This is a genomic window from Cellulomonas pakistanensis (genome assembly GCF_016862755.1).
GTDB classification, from domain to species: domain Bacteria; phylum Actinomycetota; class Actinomycetes; order Actinomycetales; family Cellulomonadaceae; genus Cellulomonas; species Cellulomonas pakistanensis.
Genome location: NZ_BONO01000009.1, coordinates 42,137 through 67,434, shown reverse-complemented (window position 1 = coordinate 67,434; position 25,298 = coordinate 42,137). Strand labels below are relative to the sequence as shown.

The following is a 25,298-nucleotide window of genomic DNA, read 5'->3' as shown; positions in this document are numbered from 1 at the left end:
GCGCACCCCCGCGCGACCACCAGGGAGCACCCGATGAGCTCACCCCACGACGAGGGCCGCCCCGAGGACGCCCCGCGCCCGGGCGACGAGCAGCGCCCCGCGCCGCGGTACGGGCAGTACGCCCCCGCGGGGTGGCAGGCGCCGGGCGCCCCCGCCGCCGGGCAGCCGGCGAACCCGTGGGGCGACCCCGCCACCCAGCCGGGCGGCGGCCGTCCGGGTGACGCGGGCACGGCGCCCGGCGCCCCCGGCGCGGCGCCTCAGCCGGGGTACGGGCAGCAGCTCGGCTACGGGCAGCCGGGCTACCCGACGGCGCCCGGGCAGCAGCCCGGCGCGCCCGGGTACGGGCAGCCGGGCTACCCGACGGCGCCCGGGTACGGGCAGCAGCCGGGGTACGGCCAGCAGCCCGGCCACCCCGCCGCGCCCGGCTACGGCCAGCCGCAGGGCTACGGCCAGCCCCAGGCCTACGGCCAGCAGCCCGGCGGCTGGGGCGCCACGCCCTACGCCCCGCCGGCCGCGCAGCCCGGGATCGTCCCGCTGCGCCCGCTGAGCATCTGGGAGATCTTCGACGGCGCGTTCCGCGCGATCCGGCACAACCCCGCGACCATGTTCGGCCTGACCGCCGTGGTCGTCGCGGTGGTCACCGCGATCGGCGCGCTGGTCCAGTGGTACCTGGCCGGCATCTTCGCGGGCGCCGTGAACGACGTGTTCACCGACAGCTCGGGCCTGACCACGGCCGACAGCCAGCTCCTGGGCGACAGCTTCGGCACCTCGCTGGCGAGCGTCGCGAGCATCCCGCTGACCGCGCTGGCGACCACGGTGCTCACCGGCCTGCTGATCCTGTCGGTCAGCCGCTCCGTGATCGGGCAGCGGGTCTCCGCGCGCGAGGTCGTGCACGGGCAGGGCAAGCGGATCCTCTGGGTCGTCGGCTTCAGCCTGCTGCTCGGCCTGGTCACCTCCGTCGGCGTCGCCGCGCTGGTCGGCCTGGTCGTGCTGGTCGGCACCGGCGTCGACAGCGTCGGGCTCACGGTGCTGGTCGCGCTCGCGGCGATCGCGGTGATGATCGTCGGCGGGTTCTGGATCACGATCCGCACGCTGCTCGTGCCCGCCGCGATCATGCTCGAGGGCGGCGGCTTCCGGGCGTCGATCGCCCGCGCGTGGCGGCTGACCCGCGGCAGCTTCTGGCGGCTGCTCGGGCTCTACCTGCTGGTGACGATCCTCGTCGGGATCATCGCGCAGATCATCGTGTTCCCCGTGACGCTCATCGCCCAGCTCGTCCTCAACGACCCGCTGATGACCAGCGGCCCGACCATCGCGCTGACCGCGGTCGGCACCGCCGTCGCCACCACGATCACCACGGTGTTCATGGCCGGGGTCGTCGCGCTCGCCTACATCGACGTGCGGATGCGCCGCGAGGGCCTCGACGTCGAGCTGGCGCGGGCCGCGGAGACCAGCGCCCGGTGACGCACGCCGCCCTCGAGGTGACCGGGCTGCTCGGCGCCGTGCCCGGCGTGGTCGCGGCCGCCGGCCGGGCCACCGAGGTGCCCGTCGTGCCCGACGCCGAGCAGGCCCGCGGCTGGCTCGAGCGCGAGCTGGCCGACCCGGTCTACCACGAGCAGCCGAGCCTGCTGCAGCGGCTGCTGGACTGGCTCGGCCGGCTGTTCGAGGGCGCGGACGGCATCCCGGTCGGGAACGTCGGCACGCTGCTCGCCGTCCTCGGCGGGATCGCCCTGCTGGTGCTGATCGCGTTCCTGGTGACCGGTCCCGTGCGGCGCAACCGGCGCGTCGCCGGCACGGGGACCGTGCTGGACTCGGACGACCGGCGCACCGCCGCCGAGCTCCGGGCCGCCGCCGACGCCGCGGCCGCACGCGGGGACTGGGACGCAGCCGCGGCCGACCGGTTCCGCGCGGTCGTCCGGGCGCTGGAGGAGCGCGCCGTGCTGGACGAGCGCCCGGGACGCACCGCGCACGAGGCCGTCGAGGCCGCCGGGGTGCGGCTGCCGGCGCACGCGGTCGACCTCCGCGCGGCCGGCCGGCTGTTCGACGACGTGGTGTACGGCGAGCGCGCGGCGAGCGCCGCGGACGACGCCGGCCTGCGCGAGCTCGACGCGCGCGTCGCGGCGACCCGGCCGACCCTGCCCGCCGGGCTCGCGGGGGTGGACGCGTGACCGCGCCCTCGACGACCCGCCCGCCGCGCCCCGCCGCGCCGGGCACGCCGCCCGGCGCCGACGGCGTCGTGCTCGGCGACGGCACGACCGCCCGCAGCCGGGCCGGCGCCCGCTGGCGCCGGGTGCGCTGGCTGGTCGTCGTGGCCGTCGTGCTCGGCATCGGCGCGCTCGCCGCGATCCTCCCCGCGCCGACGCGCTCGAGCACCGCGCTCGCGCCGGACAACCCGCGCGGCAACGGCGCGATGGCGCTCGCGCAGGTCCTCGGCGACCAGGGGGTGCGGGTCGACTACGTGCGCACCGCCGGCGCCGCGGTCGAGGCCGCCGAGGCGGGCCGGACCCTCCTCGTCACCTCCGACTGGTTCCTCACCGACGAGCAGATGGACGCGGTCGCCGGCACCCGGGCGGACCTGGTGCTGCTCGACCCGTACCTGCTGCTCGACCGCGTCGTCCCGGGCCTGACGACCGGCTGGTCCGGCGGCCAGCAGCCCGGCGCGCTCGACGCGTCGTGCACCGACCCCGACGCCGAGGCGGCCGGGTCGATCTCCGCGACCGGCGCCGGCGTCACCCCGACCGGCGCGGAGCCGCCGGCCGGGACCACGCTGTGCTTCCCGCTGCCCGGCAGCTCCCCGCAGGCGTACCTGTTCTCGGTGTCCGAGGTCGACGACCGCCGCGTCACCGTCGTCGGCGACGCGGGTCTGATCACCAACGACCGGATCACCGACGCCGGCAACGCCGCGCTCGCGCTGCGCGCCCTCGGCCGCACCCCCGACCTGGTCTGGTACGTGCCGTCGGCCGACGACCTCGCGCTGGACGCGGGGACCGGCCCCGGGCTGGGCGACCTGCTGCCGCCGACGGCGCGGGCGCTGCTGCTGCAGGCCCTCGTCGTCGTGCTCGCGCTGGCCGTCTGGCGCGCACGCCGGCTCGGCCGCGTGGTCGCCGAGCGGCTGCCCGTCGTCGTGCGGCCCGCCGAGACGACCCGCGGCAGGGCGCGGCTGTACCGGACGTCCCGGTCGTACGGGCACGCGGCCGCGGCGCTGCGCGCGGGCACCGCGGCGCGCCTCGCCCGCCGCCTGGGCGTCCCGGCCTCCGCCGGTGCGCCCGAGGTCGTCGCCGCCGTCGCCCGCGCGGGCCGGCGGGACGAGACCGACGTCCGCGACCTGCTGTACGGACCACCCCCCACGTCAGACGCGGGCCTGGAGCACCTGGCCCGCCGGCTCGACCAGCTCGAGAGCGAGGTTCACCCCACGTGACCGACCACCCCGCCCCGAACCCGTGGCCGCAGGGCGGCACGCCCGCGCCGCAGCACGCCGCGCCGCAGCCCGCCGCGCAGCAGGCCCCGCAGCAGCCCGCGTGGGACGCCCAGCAGCAGGCGTGGCAGGGGCAGCCCGCCGCGCACGCCGCGCCCGCGGCGCCGGCCCCCGCGGCGCACGGCGCGCCCGAGCCGTCCCACGAGCTGATCGCGGCGCTCGGCGCCGTCCGCGCCGAGGTCGGCCGCGCCGTCGTCGGCCAGGACGCCGCCGTGACCGGCCTGGTCATCGCGCTGCTCTGCCGCGGCCACGTGCTGCTCGAGGGCGTGCCCGGCGTCGCCAAGACGCTGCTCGTGCGCACGCTGTCCGCCGCGCTCGACCTCGACACCAAGCGCGTGCAGTTCACCCCGGACCTCATGCCGGGCGACGTGACCGGCTCGCTCGTCTACGACGCGCGGACCGCGGAGTTCTCGTTCCGCGAGGGCCCCGTGTTCACCAACCTCATGCTCGCCGACGAGATCAACCGCACGCCCCCGAAGACCCAGGCGTCGCTGCTCGAGGCCATGGAGGAGCGGCAGGTGTCCGTCGACGGCACCCCGCGCCCGCTGCCGTCGCCGTTCGTCGTCATCGCCACGCAGAACCCGGTCGAGTACGAGGGCACCTACCCGCTGCCCGAGGCCCAGCTCGACCGGTTCCTGCTCAAGCTCACGCTCCCCCTGCCGGAGCGGCACGAGGAGATCGAGGTGCTCGCCCGGCACGCGTCCGGCTTCGACCCGCGGGACCTGCGCAAGGCGGGCGTCCGCGCCGTCGCCGGCAAGGACGTGCTGGAGCGCGCGCGCCAGGAGGTCGCCCGGGTGCAGATCGCGCCGGAGGTGCTCGGCTACGTCGTGGACGTCGTCCGCGCCACCCGGCAGTCGCCGTCCCTGTCGCTCGGCGTGTCGCCCCGTGGCGCCACCGCCCTGCTCGGCACCGCCCGGGCGTGGGCGTGGCTGTCCGGCCGCTCCTACGTCACCCCGGACGACGTCAAGGCGCTCGCGCACCCGACGCTGCGGCACCGGATCCAGCTGCGCGCCGAGGCCGAGCTCGAGGGCGTGACCGCGGAGTCGGTGCTCGACACCGTCCTGGCGTCCGTCCCGGTCCCCCGCTGAGGCCCCCGGCGTGGCGATCACCTGGCGCGCGGTCGCGCTGACCGCGGTCGGCGCGCTGCCGGTCGCGCTCTGGCCCGTGCCGGGGACGGTGCTGGCGTGGGCCGTGCTGTGCGCGCTGCTCTGCGTCGTCGACGCCGTCCTGGCCGCGTCGCCACGCGCCGTGGCGATCCGGCGCGAGGTCACGGGCGCGGTCCGGCTGCACGAGCCCGCCCGGTCGCGGCTGACGCTCACGCACACCGGCGCCCGCCGGCTGCGCGCCCTCGTCCGGGACGCGTGGCAGCCGTCGGCCGGCGCGGCGCAGAACCGGCACCGCGTCGACCTGCCGCCGGGCGAGTCCCGCCGCCTCGACACCGCGCTGCGCCCGTCCCGGCGCGGCGACCTGCACGCCGACCGGGTCACGATCCGCTCGCTCGGCCCGCTCGGGCTGGCGGCCCGGCAGGCCTCGATCGACGTGCCGGGCACCCAGCGGGTGCTGCCGGAGTTCGCGTCCCGCCGGCACCTGCCGAGCCGGCTCGCGCGGCTGCGGGAGATGGACGGCCGCGCGGCCGTGCAGGTGCGCGGCCAGGGCACCGAGTTCGACTCGCTGCGCGAGTACGTGATCGGCGACGACGTCCGCTCGATCGACTGGCGCGCGAGCGCCCGGCGCGCCGACGTCGTCGTCCGCACCTGGCGCCCCGAGCGCGACCGCCGCGTGCTGATCGTCCTCGACACCTCGCGCACCAGCGCCGCGCGGACCGGCGAGGAGCCGCGCCTGGAGCCCTCGGTCGAGGCCGCGCTGCTGCTGGCCGCGCTGGCCGCCCGCGCCGGCGACCGCGTCGAGCTGCTCGCCTACGACCGCACCGTGCGGGCGCGCGTCGCCGGCGCGTCCGGGCCCCGGCTCATGCCGGCGATCGCCGACGCGCTGGCCGACGTCGAGCCGTCGCTGGTCGAGGCCGACTGGCCCGGGATCGTCGCGCAGGTGCAGGAGCGGCTGTCGCAGCGCGCGCTCGTCGTCCTGCTGTCCGCGCTGGACCCCGCCGCCGTCGAGAACGGGCTGCTGCGGGTCGTCGACCAGCTCGCGTCCCGGCACCAGGTCGTGCTGGCGTCGGTGCAGGACCCCGAGGTCGAGCGGCTGCGCACCGGGCGCGAGGACGTGTCGGCGCTGTTCGACGCCGCCGCTGCCGAGCGCACGGGGCTCGAGCGGGCCGCCGTCGCCGTGCGGCTGCGCAGCCACGGCGTGGAGGTCGTGGACGCGCTGCCGGAGGACCTCGCACCCCGGCTGGCGGACACGTACCTCGCGCTCAAGGCGGCCGGCCGCCTGTAGGCCGGGCGCACCGCGCCTCCTGCCGCTGCCGCCGCGGCTGCCCTCACTCACCTGTGCCTCGCCGAGCTTGCAGCTCCTGCGGGGTTCCGAGCCCGCCATCCCCGCAAGAAGTGCCAGCTCGGCGGGCGCGCGAGCGCAGGAGGCGCGGGGCGGCGCAGGAGGCGCGGGCGGCGCGTGGGTGGCCGGGCGTAGCGTCGCGGGCGTGACGGGCGACGGGGACCACGCGGGCGGCGGCACCATCACCACGCGCGGGCTGGGTCGCGCCCTGCTCGCGCGGCAGCACCTGCTCGACCGAGCCGACGCGCCCGCGCTCGACGTCGTCCGGCACCTCGTCGCCCTGCAGTCGCAGAACCCGTCGTCGGCCTACCTGGCGCTGCACGCCCGGGTCGCCGGGATGACGCACGACGACCTCGCGCGCCCGATGCTGGACCGGCGCGCGACCCGCCTGGCGCTGCTGCGCGACACGGTGCACCTCGTGACCGCGCAGGACGCGCTCGCCCTCTGGCCGCTGATGGCGCCGACCCTGCGGCGGCACCTGACCACGAACCAGTCCGCCGCGCCGACGCTGCGGCAGGTGGACCTGGACGACCTCCGGGCGGCGTCGCTCGACGCCCTCGCGGACGGGCCGCTCACCTCCCGGGCGCTCGGCGAGCGGCTCGCGGCGACCTGGCCGGGCCTGGACCCCGCGGCCCTCGCCCAGGGCGCGCGGGGCCTGCTGCCGCTCGTCCAGGTCACGCCCCGGGGCGTCTGGGGCCGGAGCCTGGCGACGACGTGGACGACCGCGTGGGCGTGGCTGGGGGTCGAGCCGCCCGCTCCCCCGCCGCGCGGCGCCGCGGCCGCGCCGGCCCCCGCCGACGGCGACGACCCCGCGCGCGACGCCGGCCTCGCCGACCTGGTCCGCCGCTACCTCGCGGTCTACGGCCCCGCGACGGTCGCCGACGTGCAGCAGTGGTCCGGCCTGACCCGGCTCGGCCGGGTGGTCGACCGGCTGCGCCCCGAGCTGGTCGAGCTGCGGCACGTCGACCCGCCGTCCGGCCGCCCGCGGGTGCTGCTCGACCTGCCCGGCGCCCAGCGGCCGCCCGAGGACGCGCCCGCGCCGCCCCGGCTGCTGCCCGACTTCGAGAACCTGCTGCTCGGCCACGACGACCGCACCCGCGTCGTCCCCGCCGACGTCCGCCCGGCGCTCGCCAGCCGGAACGGGATGCCGCCCGGCACCGTCCTGGTGGACGGGACGGTCGCGGGCACGTGGGTGCTGCGCCGCGAGCGGCTCCCCCGCGCGCCCGGCGCCCCGCGGACGCGGCGCGAGCGCGCGGTGCTCACGGTCACCCCGCTGCGCCGGTGGACCGGCGCGGACCGCGCGGCGGTGCTGGCCGAGGCCGAGGCGGTCGCCCGGTTCGCCGCGGACGACGCGGCGGAGCACGCGGTGGCGGTCGCAGAACCCTGACCAGGAGCCGGCGACCGGGTGCCGCGGTTGAACGACCCGCGCGCGCCACCTACGGTCGCCGGACGAGCCGTCCCCGCCGGACGCCCGCCGCCGACGACGCCGACCGACCCAGGAGCGCCCGTGCCCCGTCCCGTCACCCTCACGCTGTCCGGGGCCGCCGGCCAGATCGGCTACTCGCTGCTGTTCCGCGTCGCGAGCGGGGAGCTGCTCGGGCCGGACACCCCGGTGCGGGTCCGCATGCTCGAGCGCCCGGACGCCCTCGGCGCCGCGGAGGGCGTCGCGCTGGAGCTGCAGGACGCGGCCTCGCCGCTGCTCGCCGACGTCGCCGTCACCGCGGACCCGCGCACCGCGTTCGACGGCGCGGACCACGCGATCCTCGTCGGCGCGCGGCCCCGGACCGCCGGGATGGAGCGCGCCGACCTGCTCGAGGCCAACGGCGCCATCTTCCGCACCCAGGGCGCCGCGATCAACGACGTCGCGGCGGACGACGTCCGCGTCCTGGTGATCGGCAACCCCGCGAACACCAACACGATGATCGCCGCCGCGCACGCGCCCGACGTGCCTGCCGACCGGTTCACCGCGCTGACCCGGCTGGACCACAACCGGGCGCTCGCGCAGCTCGCCCTGCGCGCCGGCGTCAGCACCCGCGAGATCGCCCGGGTGACGGTCTGGGGCAACCACTCCCGCACCCAGTACCCGGACCTGCGGCACGCCCTGGTGGGCGGCCGTCCGGCGCTCGAGGTGGTCGACCGGGCGTGGGCCGAGGGCGAGTTCATCGAGACCGTCGCGCAGCGCGGCTCCGCGATCATCGCCGCCCGCGGCGGGTCCTCCGTGGCGTCGACGGTGACCGCGATCGTCGACCACGTCCGGCTGCGGCGCGGCGGCACCCCGCCGGGCGACTGGTCGTCGGCCGGGCGCGTGTCGGACGGGTCCTACGGCGTCCCGGCGGGCCTGGTCTGCTCGTTCCCGGTGACCGCGGCCGACGGCGACTGGCACGTCGTGCCCGGACTCGAGGTCGACGCCTTCTCCCGCGCCCGGATCGACGCGTCGGTCGCCGAGCTGGCCGACGAGCGCGACGCCGTCCGGCACCTCGGCCTGCTCTGAGCGCGGCGCGGGGCCCGGGGGTCGACGCCCCCCGGGCCCCGCGCGGGACGCCCGCGCGGCGGGCTCGGCCCGCTCAGCCCGCTCGGCCCGCTCGGCAGGCTCGGCCCGCTCAACCCGCTCAGCCCGCCGTCGGCGCGTACTGCGTCTCGTAGAGCTCCGCGTACAGCCCGCGCGCGGCGAGCAGGTCCTCGTGGGTCCCCTGCTCCACCACCCGGCCGCGGTCGAGCACCACGATCGAGTCCGCCTCGCGGATGGTCGACAGCCGGTGCGCGATGACGATCGCCGTCCGGCCGACCAGCGCCTCGGCGAGCGCCCGCTGCACGGCGGCCTCGGACTCCGAGTCGAGGTGCGCGGTCGCCTCGTCGAGCACGACGATCGGCGGGGCCTTGAGCAGCAGCCGGGCGATCGCCAGCCGCTGCCGCTCGCCGCCGCTGAGCCGGTAGCCCCGGTCGCCCACGACGGTGTCCACGCCGTCCGGCAGCCGGGACACGAGGTCCCAGATCTGCGCGCGGCGCAGCGCCTGCTCCAGCTCGGCGTCGGTCGCGCCGGGCCGGGCGTACAGCAGGTTGGCGCGGATGGTGTCGTGGAACAGGTGCGCGTCCTGGGACACGATGCCGATCGCGTCGCGCAGGCTCGCCTGCGTCACCTCGCGGACGTCCTGCCCGCCGACCCGGACGGTGCCCCCGGTGACGTCGTAGAGCCGCGCCACCAGCGCGGAGATCGTCGACTTGCCCGCGCCGGACGGGCCCACCAGCGCGACCAGGTGGCCGTGCGGCACGGTGAACGAGACGTGCTCGAGCGTCGTGCCGGGGACCTCGGTCTGCAGCCGCGCGACCGACTCCAGCGACGCGAGGGACACCTCCGACGCGGCCGGGTAGCGGAACGACACGTCGTCGAGCTCGACGCTCGCCGTCGTGGCGAGGTCCTCCGGCAGCGGCCGGGCGTCCGGCACGTCCGCCACGGTCGGCTTCAGGTCCAGCACCTCGATGACCCGCTCGAACGACACCAGCGTCGTCATGACGTCCACCTGGACGTTCGACAGCGCCGTGATCGGCCCGTAGAGCCGGGTCAGGTACGACGTCAGCGCGACGACCACGCCGACGGTCAGCGAGCCCTGGATGGCGAGCACGCCACCCAGCCCGTAGACGATCGCGACGGCGATCGCCGCGATCAGCGTCAGCCCGATGCGGAACACGGCGGCGTACATCGACGACGTGATGCCGATGTCCCGGACCCGGGACGCGCGCGCGGCGAACTCCGCGGTCTCGTCCTCCGGGCGCCCGTACAGCTTCACGAGCTGAGCGCCGGCGACGTTGAACCGCTCGGTCATGGTCTGGCCCATCGCGGCGTTGAGCGTGTACGACTCCTGCGTGACCCCTGCCAGGCGCCGCCCCATCGCGCGCACCGGCAGCACGAACGCGGGCAGCAGGACCAGGGACAGCAGCGTGATCTGCCAGGACAGCGACAGCATCGCGGCGATGACCAGCACCACCGTGAGCACGTTCGACACGACGTTGGACAGCGTGGACGTGAACGCCTGCTGGGCGCCGAGCACGTCGCCGTTGAGCCGCTGCACCAGCGCGCCGGTCTGGGTGCGGGAGAAGAACGCCAGCGGCATCCGCTGGACGTGGTCGAACACCTGCGTGCGCAGGTCGAGGATCAGGCCCTCGCCGATCCGGGACGAGAACCACCGGGACGCGAGGGTGAGCCCGGCGGACGCGATCGCCAGCCCCGCGACCAGGCCGGCCAGCCCGAGCACCAGCCCGGTGCGGCCCTGCGCGATGCCGTGGTCGATGATCTGCCGGAAGATCAGCGGGGTGACCGCGCCGACCGCGGCGTCGAGCGCGACGATGACGAGGAAGACGGCGAGCAGCCCGCGGTACGGGCGGGCGAAGGTGAGGATGCGCCGCAGCACGTCGCGGGTGATGCGACGCCGGGCGACGGACGGGTCGAGGCGGAACGACCGGTACATGGCCGGGCCGCCGCCTCCTCCTCCGTGCATGGACATGGGGCCTCCCTGGGGACGATTCCAATAGAGAGGCTACCTCTCTATGTGCGGAACTCGCTATCCTGGGGCGCATGACGCCCGTCACCCCGGCCCCCGCGCACCACCACCCCGCCCCCGGCAACCCCGGCGACGAGCTGTTCTGGCTGCTCCGCCGGGCGCTGCACACCATGCGGCGGGACGTGCGCGAGCGCGTCGACCTCACCCCGTCGCGGCACCGGCTGCTGCGAGTCGTCGCCCGCGCCGAACCGCAGCGGCAGACGGCGCTGGCCGCCGCGCTCGACGTGGTGCCGCGGTCGATCACGTCGCTGGTCGACGACCTGGAGCGCGCGGGCCTGGTCGAGCGGCGGCCCGACCCGACGGACCGGCGGGCGACGCTGGTCGCCGCGACGGACGAGGGCCGCGCGGTGCTCGCCGAGGCCGACCGGGAGCGGCGACGGCACGCCGAGGAGCTGCTGGCGCGGCTCGATCCCGGCGAGCAGGAAACGCTGCTGCGGCTGCTCCACCGGCTGGTGGACGACCCGGACGGGGCGCCCGGGGAGTGCGCGCGGGACTAGCCGGACCAGCCCCGCGCGGCGCGGGTCAGCGCGCCGGGTCCGGCACCCCGTGCGGCAGGCGGTGCAGCGTGGCGGCCTCCTGCGCGGACCGCTCGGCGGCGCGGGTGGTCGCGGCGTACTCGCGGTCCCGGCGCGTCGCGAGCACCGCGGCGAGGAACGCCTCGGGGTGCGTGCCGGCGGGCGGGCCGGGCGACACGTAGCGGGCGACCTCGCCCGCGAGCTGCTGGCCGAGCGCGTGCCGCGACCCGGGGTGCAGCCGCGCGGCGCGGCCCAGGAACTGCCGCACGCTCAGCGCCAGGCCGTCGGGCAGCCGCGCGACGTCCGCCGACCGCGCCCAGCCGGCGAGGAACGGCGGCATGACGATCACGGCGCGCGGCGCGGTCCGCCCGCGCACCCGCACGGCGTACGTGCCGGCGAGCAGGTCGCCCAGCCGCTTGCCCTGCGGGTTGACCAGCGACGTGATGAGGGCGACCGAGCCGAGCGTGAGCCACAGCTCGAGGATGCCGACGAGCGCGCGGACGAACGCCTGGCGGAACCGGATCGGGCCGCCGTCGTCGCGCACCACCCGGATGCCGACGGCCAGCTTGCCCAGCGACCGGCCGCGGGTCAGCGTGTCGACGGTCGTCGGGATGACGATCAGGATCGTCACGAGGACGACGACGAACACGATCTGCGCGACGTCGTCCGAGGGGGCCGCGATCGCGAACCGCGTGATCAGCCAGGCGACCGCGATCCCGACGAGCCCGAGCGCGATCAGGTCGATGATCGCGCCGGCCAGCCGGCTGGCGAACGACGTCGGGCGCGCGTCCAGCAGCACGCCCTCGCCGATGACGATGCCCTCGTCCTGCACGCCCCACCTCCGCCGACGTCCCGCCCCAGGTCACCCGGTCGCGACCGGGTCTCGTGTGGCAGGGTATCGGGCGTGGACCTGGACGCCTTCTCCGCCGTGCGCGAGCCCTCCTGGGCGCGCCTGGACGAGCTGTCCCGGCGGCGGGGCCTGGACGGCGCCGAGGCCGACGAGCTCGTCCGGCTGTACCAGGCGGTCGCGACCGACCTGTCGACCATCCGGTCCTCGGCGCCCGACCCCGACGCGGTGGCGCGGCTGTCCCAGCTGCTCGCCCGCGCGCGGGCCCGGATCGCCGGCACGCACGAGCCCGCCTGGCGGGACGTGCGCCGGTTCGTCGTGCTGTCCCTGCCCGCCGCGCTCTACCGGCTGCGCTGGTGGACCGTCGGCGTCATGGTCGCCTGCATCGCCGTCGCGACGGTCGCGGGCTGGTGGGTGGCGACGAACCCCGAGGCCCTCGCCGCCATGGGCACGCCCAGCGAGCGGCAGCAGTACGTCGACGAGGCGTTCGCGTCCTACTACGACCCGGGCGCCGGCTTCGCCGCCGTCGTGTGGACCAACAACGCCTGGGTGGCCGCGCTCTGCGTCGCGCTCGGCATCTCGGGCGTGGGGACGCTGTTCGTCCTGGCGAACAACGCGGTGAACGTCGGCGCGACCGGCGGCATGATGGCCGCGCACGACAGCCTCGGCGTGTTCTTCCAGCTCATCACGCCGCACGGCCTGCTCGAGCTGACCTCGATCTTCGTCGCCGGCGCCGCGGGCCTGCGGCTGTTCTGGTCCTGGGTCGACCCGCAGGGCCGGCCGCGGGCGCGGGCGCTCGCCGAGGAGGGGCGGGCGCTGATCACCGTGGTCATCGGCCTGGCGGGCGCGCTGCTCCTGTCCGGCGTCGTCGAGGGCTTCGTGACCGGGTCGACGATGCCGTGGTGGCTGAAGATCGTCATCGGGGCGATCGCGCTGGCGGCGTTCTGGGCGTACACGATCGTGCTCGGCCGCCGGGCCGTGGCCGAGGGCGAGACGGGCGATCTCGAGGAGGACGCCGCGGGGTACGCGGTCGCGATCGCGGCCTGAGGCCGCGCGGGACCGCGGTGCCACGCGCGGCCGAGCGTCGGGCGGGATCACCGGTCCAGGGCGGCGAATGCCCGTCGCAGTCGCTCGAGCATGTCCGGGACGACCTGCCGGGCGGTCGACACCAGGACGTCGAGCTCGATCGCCCAGTACCCGTGCACGATGCGGTTGCGCAGGCTGGTCGCGTGGCGCCACGGGACGTCCGGGTGAGCGGCACGCAGGTCGTCCGACACCTGGTTCGCCGCCTCCCCCGGCACGGTGAAGTTCCAGAGCAGCGCCTCGCGCTCGGTCGGCGTGCGCTCCAGCTCTGTGACGTCCCGGCCGTCGGTCAGGTGGACGATCCGGACGCAGGCGTCGACCATCCCGGTGACGAACAGGCGGTCACGCTGCATACAGCGGCCGGGCCTCGGCCTCGACCTGGTCGCGCAGCAGCGGGTGCAGCGCGCGCCGCGACACGAGGTCGACGGGCCGTCCCAGGATGAGCGCCAGGTCGTCGGCCGCGTCGACCACCTCCCAGGTGAGGTGCCGCCCCGGCGCGAGGTCGTACAGCACGTCGACGTCCGAGCCGTCGGTCGCCTCGTCGCGCGCCTCCGAGCCGAACACGTCCAGCCTCGCGAAGCCGTAGCGCGCGCAGTACTCGGCCAGCGCCTGCGTCAGGACGTCGTCGAGCTGGACCATGCTGACCAGGCTAGCCAAGGGCTCGCGTGCGCAGCGACCCCCCGGTCGGCGCCCTGTGGACGGCGCCGACTCGACCGCGCAGGGCGGGCCGGACCGGGGCTTCGGCGCGCGCCCGGTCGCCGCCTGGCTGGTCACGCCCTCATCGGCCGGCGCCACGTCGGCAGCCGGCGCTCGGCCGCCGCGCTGACCACGACCAGCACCGCGAGCACCGCGGCCGCCGCCCCGAGGTAGGACGCGCGCGTCGCCCACCAGTCCCACGTCCACGGCTCCGGGAGCGTCTCCCCCACGCCGAGCAGCACGACCCCGGACACCGCGAACATCGCCGTCAGGTGCCACAGGTACAGCCCCATCGACCGGACGCCCGCCCAGCGCACCAGCCGCGAGCGCGCCGCCCATCTGGCGACGACCTCCCGGGCGAGCAGCGCGCCGGCGACCTGCGCGACCGCGAACCCGACGACCGGCGCGGTCGGCGGCGCGAGGTTGGAGATCGCGTCCCCGGGCATGCCGATCAGCGACCGCGGGTACGGGCCCACCGCGAGCAGCAGCACGGTCGCGGCCAGCCCGCCCAGCGCCAGCAGGGCCAGGACGGTGCGCTCGGGGACCAGGTCCCGCGCCACGAGGTCGTCCGGTGAAGCGAGCCGGCGCGACGCGTACACCAGGCCGCCCAGGTACGGCACGGCCCACACGAGCAGCACGTTCGGCGCGCCGGGCAGCGCCACCTCGTCGGAGAACCGCAGCAGGTCGACCACCAGCGGCAGCGCGGCCGCGACGACCAGGACCCGCGCCGAGCCCCACCGTCGCAGCGCGCCGAGCAGCACCGGCGTCAGCGCCAGCAGCCCGAGCTGCACGCCGAGGAACCACAGCGGCTGCGGCACGATCCTGGCCACCCGGTCGACGGCGGCCTCGGGCACGCCCAGCCACGGCAGCGCGGCGACCAGCAGCGCCCAGACGCCGGCGAACACCGCCACCGGCCGCGCCATCCGGAGCAGCCGGACGCCGGCGAACCGCCAGCCCGGCTCGCCGGGGTGCCGCTCGACGTCGTACCGGGCGGCGGCGCCCGCGGCGAAGAACAGCAGGGGCAGCGGCTGCAGCCAGGTCAGCAGCCACGCGCCGCCGTGGGCCAGCGCGTTGCCGACGACCAGCGTCTCGCCGTCCCAGGTCGCCTCGACCATCAGCCAGTGCAGCGCGACGACCAGCAGGATGCCGACCGCGCGCACCGCGTCGACGAACGGGTCACGGCGGGACCGCGCCGGCGGGGCGGGGACCGGCGAGACGGGTCCGGTGCGCAGGGCGAGGGTGTTGGTCTCCCCCGGCGCCGCGGGCGGGCGGCGCGCGCCGCCCGGCGGCCCGGTGCGCTCGGCGGTCGCCGGGGCCGCCGCGCGGGATCGGTCGACGGGGTCGGACGGTGCGGGCAGGACGGTCGACATGGCGGCGCTCCCGGGGAGACCGCGCGGGGGGCCGCGCGGGCGCCCGTCTCTCGGGCACACCACCACCCTGTCGAGCGGAGCCGCAGGTCAGAACGGGTGCGACCCCCGTCCTGCGCGGCGGACGACCCGACCCTGGCGGGGGGTTGTCCCTACCGGTCGCCGGCGTGCGGCGGGCCGCCGACGTCCGGCGCGCCGGGCTGCCGTGGCTCGGGAGCCGCGCCGGACCCCGGGGGCGCCGGGGAGCCCGGGGGCACCGGGGGCACCGCGCCGGGCGCCGGCGGCGTCGGGCCGCCCGGGTACGCACCCGGCTGGGCGGGCGGCTGGGCCGACGGCTGCCGCGGGTACGGCCCGTACGCCCACGTCCCGCCCGGGGCCGGGGCCGCCTCCGGCTCGCCGGGCACCGCCGGGTACGCCCCCGAGCGCGGCACCTGCAGCGCGCCCACCACGCACGCCGCGCCGATGAGCGCGGCGCCCACGACCGTCAGCGCGTTGCCGACCGTCTGCGCGAACCCCCACAGCCACGACGCGCGGTAGACCAGCTCGAGGAAGATCGCCTGCCCGACCCAGCCGCCGACGATCCCGAGGACGACGAGCGCGACGCCCGTCCAGAGCAGCTGCGGTGCGGTGAGCCTGGGCATGGCGGTGTCCCCCCGGTCGATCGGACGCGCGTGCCCCCGACGCTAGCGCGCCCCCTCCGGGCACGGGCGAGCGGGTCAGGCCTCCAGGCGGAGGTAGCGGAGCACCGCCAGGACGCGGCGGTGGTCGCCGGCGTCGGGCGCGAGGTCGAGCTTCCCGAAGATCGAGGTCACGTGCTTCTCCACGGCGCCGTAGGTCAGCACGAGCGCCTCGGCGATGGCCCCGTTCGACCGGCCCTGCGCCATGAGCTCCAGCACCTCGGACTCGCGCGGGGTCAGCCGCGTCATGCCGGGGTCGACCCGGGCGGCGCCCATCAGCTGCGTGACGACCTCGGGGTCGAGGACCGTGCGGCCGGCGGCGATCCGCTCCAGCGCGTCCAGGAAGTCGGACACGTCGGCGACGCGGTCCTTGAGCAGGTAGCCGACGCCGCGGGCGTCCCCGCCGAACAGCTGCGCGGCGTAGGACGTCTCGACGTACTGCGAGAACAGCAGCACGCCCAGGCCGGGGTGCCGCTCGCGCAGCGTGAGCGCGGCGCGCAGCCCCTCGTCGGTGAACCCGGGCGGCATCCGCACGTCGACCACCGCGATGTCCGGCAGCGCGTCGGCGGCCGCGAGCGCATCCACCTCGCGCACCAGGGCGTCGCCGTCGCCGACCGCCGCGACCACCTCGTGCGACCGCCGCGCGAGCAGGGCGCCCAGGCCGTCGCGCAGGATGACGGAGTCCTCGGCGATCACGACGCGCACGCGGCACCCCCGGGGGCGCGGCGGGGCCGGGCGGGGAGCGGTCGGCTCATCGGGTGGTGGCGCTCAGCGGGAGGTGCACGGTGACCACCGTAGGGCCTCCCTCCGGGCTGTCGACGTCGAGCGCCCCGTCCACGGTCGCCACCCGGTCCGCCAGACCGGGCAGGCCGGAGCCGCCGGAGGCGCCGGGCAGCCCCAGCCGCGCACCGCCGTGGCCGTCGTCGCGCACCCGGACGCGCAGCACGCCGTCGACCTGCTCGACGCGGACGTACGCGCCGCTGGCGCCGGAGTGCCGGACCACGTTGGTGAGCAGCTCGGCGACCGCGAAGTACGCGATGGTCTCGACCTCCGGCGCGGGCCGGGCGGGCAGGTCGACGTCGACCGTCACCGGCAAGGAGGAGCGGGCGGCGAGCGTCTCCAGCGCGACCGCCATGCCGCCGTCGAGCGCCGGCGGGTGGATGCCCCGCGCGATCTCGCGCAGCTCGGTGAGCGTCTCCTTGAGGGCGCCGTGCGCGTCGTCGAGCAGCCCGACGGTCGACGGGTCGGCGTCGGGCGCGTGCGCGAGCCGGTCCCGCGCGTCGCCGATCTGCATGGCGACCGCCACGAGCCGCGCCTGGGTGCCGTCGTGCAGGTCGCGCTCGATGCGGCGGAGCCGGGCGTCGGCGTCCGTGACCGCGGTCCCGCGGGTCTGCTCCAGGTGCGCGACCCGCAGGCTCGACGTCGTGGGACCGAGCAGGCTGGTGCTCAGCAGGCGGAACAGGTGCGCGAACCCGAGGGTCAGCCGGTGCCAGATGAGGAACGCGACCAGCCCGACGCCGATGAGGATCCACTGGCGCGGCGGGGTGTCGATGAAGTAGTCGGTGCCGAACGACGCGCCGCGGTGCAGCGAGCCGTCGGAGGCCTCCTGGAGCGGCAGGAACCGGTACCAGTACCAGTGCGTCACCCCGCCGAGCGCGACCGCCAGGAACGTGGTCGGCACGGTGAACCCGAGGATCGCCAGCGGCAGGGACAGGGCGTTGAACGCGACGCCGCGCCAGCCCGGGGCGTCGCCGAGCAGCGAGCCCAGCCGGCGCCAGAACCCTCGGGACCGGCGGCGCGGCATCGGCGCCGCGATCGAGGTGCCCAGCATCCCGCGGGCCATCCCCCGGTACAGGGCCGACCAGATCCGCCCGCCGACGATCACCCAGCCGGCGACGAACAGCCCGACGACGGTCACGGCCACCGACGGCGGCAGCACCGTGGCGATCACGGCGTAGCCGAAGGCGAACGGCGCGAGCAGCAGCACGAGGAACAGGTAGCCGTACTCCCGCCACGTGCGCCCCATGACCCCCGGGGCCCAGATCGCGCCGCGGGGCAGGTCGGCCGTGTGGTGCACCGGCGCGGTGGCCGCCGGCACCCAGGGCGCCCCGGGGGCGTGCGGCGCGGCGTGCGGCGCCGCGTGCTGCCCCGCGGACGGCGCACCGCCGGCGGGCGGCGCGGCCGGGTCGACGGGGCCGGCGGCGGCCGGGTGGGTGGCGGGCATGGTGGGCTCCTCGGGCGGCGTCCGGGCGCTCGGGGTGGCGCGCCGGTTCGGTCGGACGGCACCATCGTCCCGTGCCGGGTCGGTCCCGCGGCACCCGGTCCGCCACCCACCCGCCCGGGGGTTGTCCCCCGGCCGCGGACGCGCGGCGGCCCGCCCGGATCCCGACCGGTAGGTCACGAAGCCATAACGATCAAGCCAAGGTAAAGTCGCAGGTCAGCGTGACTTTACCCAGGTAAAATCGTCCCATCACACACCGGATCCGCACGAACCGACTTCGCAATCGCCGGCGATCTGCGGCACGGTGGAGCACGACCAGATCGACGAATGGTCGGCGTGCGACGCCTGCTTCCGGCCCTCGCCGCGCCCCGCTCCCGGGGCGTGCGCCGCGAGGGCCGAGGTGTGTTCCGCCGCTGCGCGACCGCCCCGAGGGCGGGCCGCGCGGCGCCCGCCGGCCGACGTGCCGCCCCCGGCGCGCCCCACCCGGGGCGCACCCGACCTCCGCACGGAGGGCACGGGGCGCGCGTCATGACGTGACGAGGTGGATGAGTGACAGGACTGCGCGTCGAAGGCGTGTACAAGGTGTTCGGCCGCCGGCCGAACGAGGCGGTGAAGCGGCTCCGGGACGGGGCCGGCCGCGAGGACGTGCGCCCGTGGGGCACGGCGGCGGTGATCGACGCCGACCTCGACATCGCGAGCGGCGAGACCTTCGTGGTCATGGGCCTGTCGGGCTCCGGCAAGTCGACCCTGATCCGGATGCTGAACGGCCTGCTCAAGCCGACGGCCGGCCGGGTGCTGCTCGGCGACGACGACCTGGGCGCGGTCAGCGCGTCCCAGCTGCGCTCGATCCGGCAGCGCAAGGTCAGCATGGTGTTCCAGCACTTCGCGCTGCTGCCGCACCGCACGGTGCGCGACAACGCGGCCTACCCGCTGGCGCTGCAGGGCGTCGACAAGGCGGAGCGCCGGCAGAAGGCCGACGAGGCGCTCGAGATGGTCGGCCTCGGCCAGTGGGGCGACTCGCTCCCCCACGAGCTGTCCGGCGGCATGCGCCAGCGCGTCGGCCTCGCCCGCGCGCTGGCCGCCGACACCGACATCCTGCTGATGGACGAGGCGTTCTCCGCGCTCGACCCGCTGATCCGCCGCGAGATGCAGGACCAGCTGCTCGAGCTCCAGCAGACGCTCGGCAAGACGATCGTGTTCATCACGCACGACCTCAACGAGGCGATGTACCTCGGCGACCGGATCGCGGTCATGCGCGACGGCCGCGTCGTGCAGGTCGGCACCAGCGAGCAGATCCTGTCCGCGCCGGCCGACGACTACGTGGCGCAGTTCGTCGCCGACGTGGACCGCACCCGCGTGCTCACCGCGTCGTCCGTGATGCGCCGGCCCGCCGCGGTGGCGTTCGCCGGCGGCGGCCCCCGACTCGCGCTCCGCACCATGCGCGACGCGCAGGTCGCCGCGGCCTACGTCGTGGACCGGAGCCGCGTGCTGCGCGGCATCGTCCGGGACGCCGACGCCGTCGCCGCGACCCGCGCCGGCCAGGAGACCCTCGAGGGCCTGATCGACGACAGCCTGACCTCGGTGTCCGTCGACACCCCGCTGGCCGAGGTGTTCGCGCCCGCCGCGGAGTCGCCGCTGCCCGTCCCGGTGACCGACGACAAGGGCCGCCTGGCCGGCGTCATCCCCCGGGCGATCCTGCTCGAGGCGATGGTGCCCGCCGACACCAGCACCCCGCCGAAGGGCACCCCGACGGCCGACCAGGCCGCCGTGCCCGCTGCGACCGACACCGACCCGGCCGACGCCCCCGGCACCCCCGCGGACGCGACCACCGCGGCGCCGAGCGCGGGCCGGGCCACCGACCAGGAGGTGCGCGCGTGACCACCCCGATCCTCGCCCTGCAGTCCACCGACCAGGGCGTCCCCCGGCTGCCGCTCGGCGACTGGGTGGACTCGGCCATCAGCTGGGTGACCAGCACGTTCGGCGGCCTGTTCGACGCCGTCAAGAGCGTCCTCGAGGGCGCCTACGACGGCCTGGACACCGTGCTCAGCGGCCCGCCGTTCTGGTTCGTCGCCGTGGCGCTCGCGCTCGTCGCCCTGTTCGCGAAGGGCTGGAAGCTCGCCGTCGGCACGCTCGTCGGCCTCGTCGTGATCGCCGGCGTGAACCAGTGGGGCAACGCGATGGACACCCTCGCGCTCGTCATCCTGGCCAGCGCCGTGGCCCTCGTCCTGGCGATCCCGCTCGGCATCTGGGCGGCCCGCAACGACGGCGTGTCCCGCGTGCTGCGGCCGGTGCTCGACTTCATGCAGACGATGCCCGCCTTCGTCTACCTGATCCCGACCGTCGTCATCTTCCGCGTCGGCGTCGTCCCCGGCATCGTCGCGACCGTCATCTTCGCCATGGCGCCCGGCGTCCGGTTCACCGAGCTCGGCCTGCGCCAGGTCGACCGCGAGGTCGTCGAGGCGGGCCACGCGTTCGGCTCCTCCGAGGGCCGCATCCTGCGCCAGATCCAGCTGCCGCTGGCGATGCCGACCATCATGGCCGGCGTCAACCAGGTGATCATGCTGTCCCTGTCGATGGTGGTCATCTCCGGCATGGTCGGCGCGGCCGGCCTCGGCGGCGCCGTCGTCCAGGCCCTGCAGCGCGTCAACGTGTCGCTCGGCTTCGAGGCCGGCCTGTCCGTCGTGATCCTGGCGATGTTCCTGGACCGCGTGACCTCCGCGTTCGGCACCCGGTCGAAAACCGCCCGCGCGGTCGCCGCGGCCGGCAAGGCCTGACGCACCCCACCTGTACCGGGCCCGCACGGCGGTCCCGACCCCACCCACCCCCACCCGGGCGGCGGCTCGATGCCGCGCGCCCACGGAAGGACGCCCATGCGCACGCGCACCCGCCGCACCGCCCTCACCGCCACCGCCCTCGCGGCCGGCCTGGCCCTCACCGCCTGCTCCTCGGGCGACTCGGGCTCGGCCGACGGCGACCGCCTCGACAACGGCGACCTGTCGACCGTGTCGATCGGCGTGCACTCCGGCTGGGACGAGGGCATCGCCGTGTCGGCGCTGTTCCAGACCATGCTGGAGGAGGACGGCTACACCGTGGAGTCGCAGGAGGCGGACGCCGGCGTCGTGTACACCGGCCTGACCGGCGGCGACTTCGACGTCAACTTCGACATGTGGCTGCCGACCACGCACGCCGACTACCTCGAGCAGTACGGCGACGAGATGGAGCAGCTCGGCGTCTGGTACGACGACGCCCGCCTCACCATCGCGGTGAACGAGGACGCCCCGATCACCACGCTGGCCGAGCTCGCCGAGAACGCTGACGCGTTCGGCAACCGGATCGTCGGCATCGAGTCCGGCGCCGGCCTCACCCGCATCACCCAGGACGAGGCCATCCCGGCCTACGGCCTGGAGGACATGGAGTTCGTCGTGTCCTCGACCCCGGCGATGCTCGCGGAGCTCAAGGGCGCGACCGACGCCGGCGAGAACATCGCGGTCACCCTGTGGCGCCCGCACTGGGCCTACGACGCCTACCCCGTCCGCGACCTCGAGGACCCCGAGGGCGCCATGGGCGAGGCCGAGGAGATCCACACGGTCGGCCGCACCGGGTTCAGCGAGGACTACCCGACGCTGACCAAGCTGATCGAGGCGTTCACGCTGACCGACGAGCAGCTGTTCTCGCTCGAGAACCTCATGTTCAACGAGGACGGCGGCTCGGACCCGGCCGCGTCGGCCGCCGCGTGGCTCGACGAGAACCCGGACTTCGTCACCGACCTCAAGGAGGAGGCGGGCGTCTGACGCCCGCTGCGCTCCTACGCGCGACGCCCCGGTCACCGTCAGGTGGCCGGGGCGTCGTCGTGCGCCCGGGAGTGGGGACGGGTGGAGCGTTCTGCCCGACACGCGCCGGCGTGTCGGGCAGAACGCTCCAGTCCGGGCCCCCGGGTCGGCCGGGCGTCAGCCCCCGGCGACCGCGTGCCGCAGGTCCGGCTCCAGGTAGATCACCCGGGCGATCGGCACCGCCGCGCGCACGCGCTGCTCCGCCGCGTCGATCGCGTCCGCCACGTCCGCCGCCGTCGACGCCGCCGGCACCTCGATCTTGGCCGCCACCAGCAGCTCCTCCGGGCCGAGGTGCAGCGTGCGCAGGTGGATCACCGACGGCACGCCCGGACCCACGAGCGCGGCCTTGACGGCGTCGACGTCCTTGCGGGTCGCCGACTCGCCGAGCAGCAGGCTCTTGGTCTCCATGGCGAGCACGATCGCGATGAGCACGAGCAGCACGCCGATCGCGGCCGACCCGACGGCGTCCCAGCGGCCGTCGTGCGTCACCAGCGTCATGGACACGCCGAACAGCGCCAGCACGAGGCCGACGAGCGCGCCGAGGTCCTCGAGCAGGACGACCGGCAGCTCGGGCGCCTTCGCCGTGCGGATGTACGACACCCAGCCCTGCTCGCCGCGGACGTGGTTCGCCTCGACGATCGCCGTGCGGAACGAGAAGGACTCCATGACGATCGCCGCGACCAGGACCACGATCGGCACCCACTGCCAGGACTCGATCGGGTGCGGGTCCGAGAACTTGTGCCACGCCTCGTACAGCGCGAACAGGCCGCCGAGGCTGAACAGCACGATCGACACGATGAACGCGTACATGTACCGCTCGCGCCCGTAGCCGAACGGGTGCTGCTCGTCCGCCGCCCGGCGGGCACGCTTGCCGCCGAGCAGCAGCAGCACCTGGTTGCCGGAGTCCGCGACGGAGTGCACCGACTCCGCGAGCATCGAGCTGGACTGCGTGAGCAGGAAGGCGATGAACTTCGTCACCGCGATGCCCAGGTTCGCGGACAGCGCGGCGATGATCGCCTTGTTCCCGCCTCCGTGTGCCATGCCGGTCCCTCCCCCGTGCCACCGCGCGGTCGTGCGCGCGGGGGCCGCAGCAGCAGGCCCGAGCGGTGATGCTAGACCTGCGGGACCGGGCGTGCCTCGTCGGCGAGCAGGACGGGGATCCCGTCCCGCACGGGGTACGCGAGCGGGCGGTCCGGGTCCGTCGAGACGAGCTCGGGCTGGCCGCCCGGGCCGACGCCGTCGACGAGCGTGGCGCCGGTCACCGGGCAGCGCAGCAGCTCCCGCACCCAGGGGGCGAGGCCGGTGGTGCCGGCGGGCTGCGCGGCGCTCACGCCTCGCCCTCCTGCCGGACGAGGGCGAGCACGTCGTCGCGGACCTTCTCCATGATGTCCTCGTCCGCCGCCTCGACGTTCAGGCGGAGCAGCGGCTCGGTGTTCGAGGCCCGGAGGTTGAACCACCACTGCGGGTGGCCGTCCCAGTGCGACACCGTCAGGCCGTCGAGCTCGTCGACGGTGACCGGGCCGGCGCCCTGCTGCTCGACGTACGCCTCGACGACCCGCGCGCGGGCGGCGGCGACGTCCGTGACCCGGGAGTTGATCTCGCCCGACGCGACGTACGGCTGGTACTGCTCGGCGAGGGCCGACAGCGGGTGCGGCTGGCCGCCGAGCGCCGCCAGCACGTGCAGCGCGGCGAGCATGCCGGTGTCCGCGAAGAAGAAGTCGCGGAAGTAGTAGTGCGCCGAGTGCTCGCCGCCGAACACCGCGTCCGACTCCGCCATCTGCGCCTTGATGAACGAGTGGCCGACGCGGGTCCGGACGGCCCTCGCGCCGGCCGCCGTCACCAGGTCGGGCACCACCATGGAGGTGATGAGGTTGTGGATCACGGTGGGCGTGCGGCCCTCCGCCTTCTCCCGCTCGATCTCGCGCAGGCCCACCAGCGCGGTGATCGCCGAGGGGCTGACCGGGTCGCCGTTCTCGTCCACGACGAAGCAGCGGTCGGCGTCGCCGTCGAACGCCAGGCCGATGTCGGCGCCGTGCTCGACGACCGCCTTCTGCAGGTCGCGCAGGTTCTCCGGCTCCAGCGGATTGGCCTCGTGGTTCGGGAACGTGCCGTCGAGCTCGAAGTACAGCGGGACGACCTCGAGCGGCAGCGCGGGCAGGCCGGCGTCGGTGCCGAGCACCGCCGGCGCGGTGAAGCCGCCCATGCCGTTGCCCGCGTCGACGACGACCTTCAACGGGCGGATGCCGGACAGGTCGACCAGGCCGCGCAGGAACGACGCGTAGTCGCCCAGCAGGTCCTGCTCCGTGACCTCGCCGGTCGCCGCGCCCTCGGCCGGGGTCGGCACGCCGTCGCGCAGGTACTCGGCCGCGAGGTCGCGCACCCGCGACAGGCCGGAGTCCTGGCCGACCGGCCGCGCGCCCGCGCGGCACAGCTTGATGCCGTTGTACTCGGCCGGGTTGTGGCTGGCCGTGAACATGGCGCCCGGGATGCCGAGCTTGCCCGACGCGAAGTAGAGCCCGTCCGTCGAGCAGAGCCCGATCGTGATGACGTCGACGCCCCGCGCCGCCAGGCCCTCGGCGAACGCGCCGACCAGCTCCGGCCCCGACGGACGCATGTCGTTGCCGATCACGACGCGCGGGCGCGCGCCGTCCGCGGCCTCCGGCAGCACGACGACGTCGGCGAAGGCCGCGCCGATCGCGCGGGCGACGTCGGCGTTCAGCTGGTCCGGGACGGTGCCCCGGACGTCGTACGCCTTGATCAGGCCGGTCAGGTCGGGGAGCGCGGAGGTCTCAGGCACGGCGTCACGGTATCCCATCGGTGTGTCGTAGGGCCGCCCCGCAGGGGCTGAACCGTCCGCCCGGACGGGACCCGCGTCAGCCCCGGCTCGACCGCCGCACGACCTCGTCCCGGCTCAGCGACGTCCCGCCCCCGTCCAGCGGGAACCACGCCCGGTGCTCGCACTCGTGGCACGACACGAACGTCACGTCCGTCCCGTCCGCGAGCGCCAGGTGCAGCCGGGTCAGCCGGGCCGACCCGCACACCTCGCACGCGTCGGTCCCGGGGGCGTGCCCCTGCCCGGCCTGGCTCAGCGAGCCGAGGGGCGTCGGCTCGGGCTCGCCCCGACGCCCCTTGCGGCGTCCCGCCGAGGCGCCCCCTGCTCCGGCCATCGCGGGCTAGCCCTCCTCGCCCCGGAGCACCCGCAGGTGCCCGCGGCGGCGCTCGGTGTCGCCGAGCTCGGTCGCCGGCGGCAGCCCGTCCGGCACGGCGGCCGCGTGCCGCGGCGCGGGGCGGCCGGCCTCGCGGACCGCGTCGGCGAGCGCGAGCAGGTCGTCGTGGCTCGGGCCGGTCTCGACGAACTCGGGCGTCAGCCGGACGACCTCCCACCCGCGGGGGGCGGTGAGGCGCGAGGCGTGCTCGGCGCACAGGTCGTAGGAGTGCGGCTCGGCGAGGTTGGCGAGCGGGCCGAGGACGGCCGTCGAGTCGGCGTACACGTACGTCAGGGTCGCGACCGCCGGACGACCGCACGCGGTGCGGGAGCACTGGCGGACGGGTCTCACGGGGTAGAACCTACCGCCGCCAGGGCCGG

The 25,298-nt window shown here is 76.3% G+C and carries 25 protein-coding genes; 12 read left to right on the top strand and 13 right to left on the bottom strand.

The window, feature by feature from the left end; all coding sequences use genetic code 11:
* Positions 1 to 33: 33 nt before the first annotated feature.
* The 7 genes from Cpa01nite_RS07645 (at position 34) to Cpa01nite_RS07615 (ending at position 8,411) form a co-directional block, all read left to right on the top strand.
* On the top strand, positions 34 to 1,461 hold the full coding sequence (locus Cpa01nite_RS07645) for a DUF7847 domain-containing protein (protein WP_203668154.1): 1,428 nt from the start codon (positions 34 to 36) through the stop codon (positions 1,459 to 1,461).
* Positions 1,458 to 2,165 carry a DUF4129 domain-containing protein gene (locus Cpa01nite_RS07640; protein WP_239068621.1) on the top strand — a complete coding sequence of 236 codons (708 nt, stop codon included), beginning with the start codon at positions 1,458 to 1,460 and terminating at the stop codon, positions 2,163 to 2,165. The genes Cpa01nite_RS07645 and Cpa01nite_RS07640 overlap by 4 nt, the downstream gene beginning before the upstream one ends.
* Entirely contained in the window at positions 2,162 to 3,415 is a 1,254-nt protein-coding gene (locus tag Cpa01nite_RS07635) for a DUF4350 domain-containing protein (protein WP_239068620.1), read from the top strand. Before Cpa01nite_RS07640 ends, Cpa01nite_RS07635 begins: the two co-directional genes overlap by 4 nt.
* Positions 3,412 to 4,560, top strand: coding sequence for an AAA family ATPase (locus tag Cpa01nite_RS07630; RefSeq protein ID WP_275406220.1), 1,149 nt, complete (start codon positions 3,412 to 3,414; stop codon positions 4,558 to 4,560). The genes Cpa01nite_RS07635 and Cpa01nite_RS07630 overlap by 4 nt, the downstream gene beginning before the upstream one ends.
* A gap of 10 nt (positions 4,561 to 4,570) precedes the next feature.
* Positions 4,571 to 5,863 (top strand): DUF58 domain-containing protein, encoded by a 1,293-nt coding sequence (locus Cpa01nite_RS07625; RefSeq protein ID WP_203668153.1) that lies wholly within the window; start codon positions 4,571 to 4,573, stop codon positions 5,861 to 5,863.
* Between the two features lie 202 nt (positions 5,864 to 6,065).
* The gene (locus tag Cpa01nite_RS07620; RefSeq protein ID WP_239068619.1) at positions 6,066 to 7,307 is read left to right on the top strand and encodes a winged helix DNA-binding domain-containing protein; all 1,242 of its coding nucleotides are present in this window, start codon (positions 6,066 to 6,068) and stop codon (positions 7,305 to 7,307) included.
* A 120-nt stretch (positions 7,308 to 7,427) separates the two neighbouring features.
* The gene (locus Cpa01nite_RS07615) at positions 7,428 to 8,411 is read left to right on the top strand and encodes a malate dehydrogenase (protein WP_203668152.1); all 984 of its coding nucleotides are present in this window, start codon (positions 7,428 to 7,430) and stop codon (positions 8,409 to 8,411) included.
* A gap of 118 nt (positions 8,412 to 8,529) precedes the next feature.
* Here the strand turns inward: Cpa01nite_RS07615 and Cpa01nite_RS07610 are convergent, their stop codons facing one another.
* On the bottom strand, positions 8,530 to 10,419 hold the full coding sequence (locus tag Cpa01nite_RS07610; RefSeq protein ID WP_203668151.1) for an ABC transporter ATP-binding protein: 1,890 nt from the start codon (positions 10,417 to 10,419) through the stop codon (positions 8,530 to 8,532).
* Between the two features lie 71 nt (positions 10,420 to 10,490).
* Here Cpa01nite_RS07610 and Cpa01nite_RS07605 point away from each other — a divergent pair, with 71 nt between their 5' ends.
* Positions 10,491 to 10,973, top strand: a complete 483-nt coding sequence (locus Cpa01nite_RS07605; RefSeq protein WP_203668150.1) for a MarR family winged helix-turn-helix transcriptional regulator — start codon at positions 10,491 to 10,493, stop codon at positions 10,971 to 10,973.
* A 25-nt stretch (positions 10,974 to 10,998) separates the two neighbouring features.
* Here the strand turns inward: Cpa01nite_RS07605 and Cpa01nite_RS07600 are convergent, their stop codons facing one another.
* Positions 10,999 to 11,823 carry an RDD family protein gene (locus Cpa01nite_RS07600; RefSeq protein ID WP_203668149.1) on the bottom strand — a complete coding sequence of 275 codons (825 nt, stop codon included), beginning with the start codon at positions 11,821 to 11,823 and terminating at the stop codon, positions 10,999 to 11,001.
* 72 nt (positions 11,824 to 11,895) lie between these two features.
* On the opposite strand from Cpa01nite_RS07600, the gene Cpa01nite_RS07595 reads away from it, so the two are divergent.
* Positions 11,896 to 12,885, top strand: coding sequence for a stage II sporulation protein M (locus Cpa01nite_RS07595; protein ID WP_203668148.1), 990 nt, complete (start codon positions 11,896 to 11,898; stop codon positions 12,883 to 12,885).
* Between the two features lie 47 nt (positions 12,886 to 12,932).
* Here the strand turns inward: Cpa01nite_RS07595 and Cpa01nite_RS07590 are convergent, their stop codons facing one another.
* From Cpa01nite_RS07590 to Cpa01nite_RS07565, 6 genes are all read right to left on the bottom strand, one after another.
* Positions 12,933 to 13,274 (bottom strand): HepT-like ribonuclease domain-containing protein, encoded by a 342-nt coding sequence (locus tag Cpa01nite_RS07590; protein WP_203668147.1) that lies wholly within the window; start codon positions 13,272 to 13,274, stop codon positions 12,933 to 12,935.
* Positions 13,264 to 13,560 carry a nucleotidyltransferase family protein gene (locus Cpa01nite_RS07585; RefSeq protein ID WP_203668146.1) on the bottom strand — a complete coding sequence of 99 codons (297 nt, stop codon included), beginning with the start codon at positions 13,558 to 13,560 and terminating at the stop codon, positions 13,264 to 13,266. The genes Cpa01nite_RS07590 and Cpa01nite_RS07585 overlap by 11 nt, the downstream gene beginning before the upstream one ends.
* 131 nt (positions 13,561 to 13,691) lie before the next feature.
* The gene (locus Cpa01nite_RS07580; RefSeq protein WP_203668145.1) at positions 13,692 to 14,987 is read right to left on the bottom strand and encodes an acyltransferase family protein; all 1,296 of its coding nucleotides are present in this window, start codon (positions 14,985 to 14,987) and stop codon (positions 13,692 to 13,694) included.
* A 149-nt stretch (positions 14,988 to 15,136) separates the two neighbouring features.
* Positions 15,137 to 15,625 (bottom strand): hypothetical protein, encoded by a 489-nt coding sequence (locus Cpa01nite_RS07575; protein ID WP_203668144.1) that lies wholly within the window; start codon positions 15,623 to 15,625, stop codon positions 15,137 to 15,139.
* Positions 15,626 to 15,700: 75 nt separating this feature from the next.
* Complete coding sequence (locus Cpa01nite_RS07570; protein ID WP_203668143.1) at positions 15,701 to 16,366, bottom strand: LuxR C-terminal-related transcriptional regulator; 666 nt, start codon at positions 16,364 to 16,366, stop codon at positions 15,701 to 15,703.
* A 46-nt stretch (positions 16,367 to 16,412) separates the two neighbouring features.
* Positions 16,413 to 17,885, bottom strand: a complete 1,473-nt coding sequence (locus Cpa01nite_RS07565; RefSeq protein ID WP_239068618.1) for a sensor histidine kinase — start codon at positions 17,883 to 17,885, stop codon at positions 16,413 to 16,415.
* Between the two features lie 546 nt (positions 17,886 to 18,431).
* Between Cpa01nite_RS07565 and Cpa01nite_RS07560 the strand changes: the two genes are divergently transcribed.
* From Cpa01nite_RS07560 to Cpa01nite_RS07550, 3 genes are all read left to right on the top strand, one after another.
* On the top strand, positions 18,432 to 19,760 hold the full coding sequence (locus Cpa01nite_RS07560; protein ID WP_203668142.1) for a quaternary amine ABC transporter ATP-binding protein: 1,329 nt from the start codon (positions 18,432 to 18,434) through the stop codon (positions 19,758 to 19,760).
* The gene (locus tag Cpa01nite_RS07555) at positions 19,757 to 20,656 is read left to right on the top strand and encodes an ABC transporter permease (RefSeq protein WP_239068617.1); all 900 of its coding nucleotides are present in this window, start codon (positions 19,757 to 19,759) and stop codon (positions 20,654 to 20,656) included. Before Cpa01nite_RS07560 ends, Cpa01nite_RS07555 begins: the two co-directional genes overlap by 4 nt.
* A 96-nt stretch (positions 20,657 to 20,752) precedes the next feature.
* A complete protein-coding gene (locus Cpa01nite_RS07550) occupies positions 20,753 to 21,673 on the top strand; it encodes a glycine betaine ABC transporter substrate-binding protein (protein WP_203668141.1) in 921 nt (306 codons plus the stop codon).
* A gap of 156 nt (positions 21,674 to 21,829) precedes the next feature.
* Here the strand turns inward: Cpa01nite_RS07550 and Cpa01nite_RS07545 are convergent, their stop codons facing one another.
* The 5 genes from Cpa01nite_RS07545 to Cpa01nite_RS07525 all read right to left on the bottom strand — a co-directional run bounded on the left by Cpa01nite_RS07545 (position 21,830) and on the right by Cpa01nite_RS07525 (position 25,269).
* Positions 21,830 to 22,753: a cation diffusion facilitator family transporter gene (locus Cpa01nite_RS07545; protein ID WP_203668140.1), complete on the bottom strand. Its 924-nt coding sequence runs from the start codon at positions 22,751 to 22,753 to the stop codon at positions 21,830 to 21,832.
* A 71-nt stretch (positions 22,754 to 22,824) separates the two neighbouring features.
* Positions 22,825 to 23,043, bottom strand: a complete 219-nt coding sequence (locus tag Cpa01nite_RS07540) for a Trm112 family protein (protein ID WP_203668139.1) — start codon at positions 23,041 to 23,043, stop codon at positions 22,825 to 22,827.
* Positions 23,040 to 24,527 carry a phosphomannomutase/phosphoglucomutase gene (locus tag Cpa01nite_RS07535; RefSeq protein WP_203668138.1) on the bottom strand — a complete coding sequence of 496 codons (1,488 nt, stop codon included), beginning with the start codon at positions 24,525 to 24,527 and terminating at the stop codon, positions 23,040 to 23,042. Before Cpa01nite_RS07535 ends, Cpa01nite_RS07540 begins: the two co-directional genes overlap by 4 nt.
* 58 nt (positions 24,528 to 24,585) lie before the next feature.
* Positions 24,586 to 24,879, bottom strand: coding sequence for a hypothetical protein (locus tag Cpa01nite_RS07530; protein WP_203668137.1), 294 nt, complete (start codon positions 24,877 to 24,879; stop codon positions 24,586 to 24,588).
* 6 nt (positions 24,880 to 24,885) lie between these two features.
* Entirely contained in the window at positions 24,886 to 25,269 is a 384-nt protein-coding gene (locus Cpa01nite_RS07525) for a DUF3499 domain-containing protein (protein WP_239068615.1), read from the bottom strand.
* Positions 25,270 to 25,298: the final 29 nt, after the last annotated feature.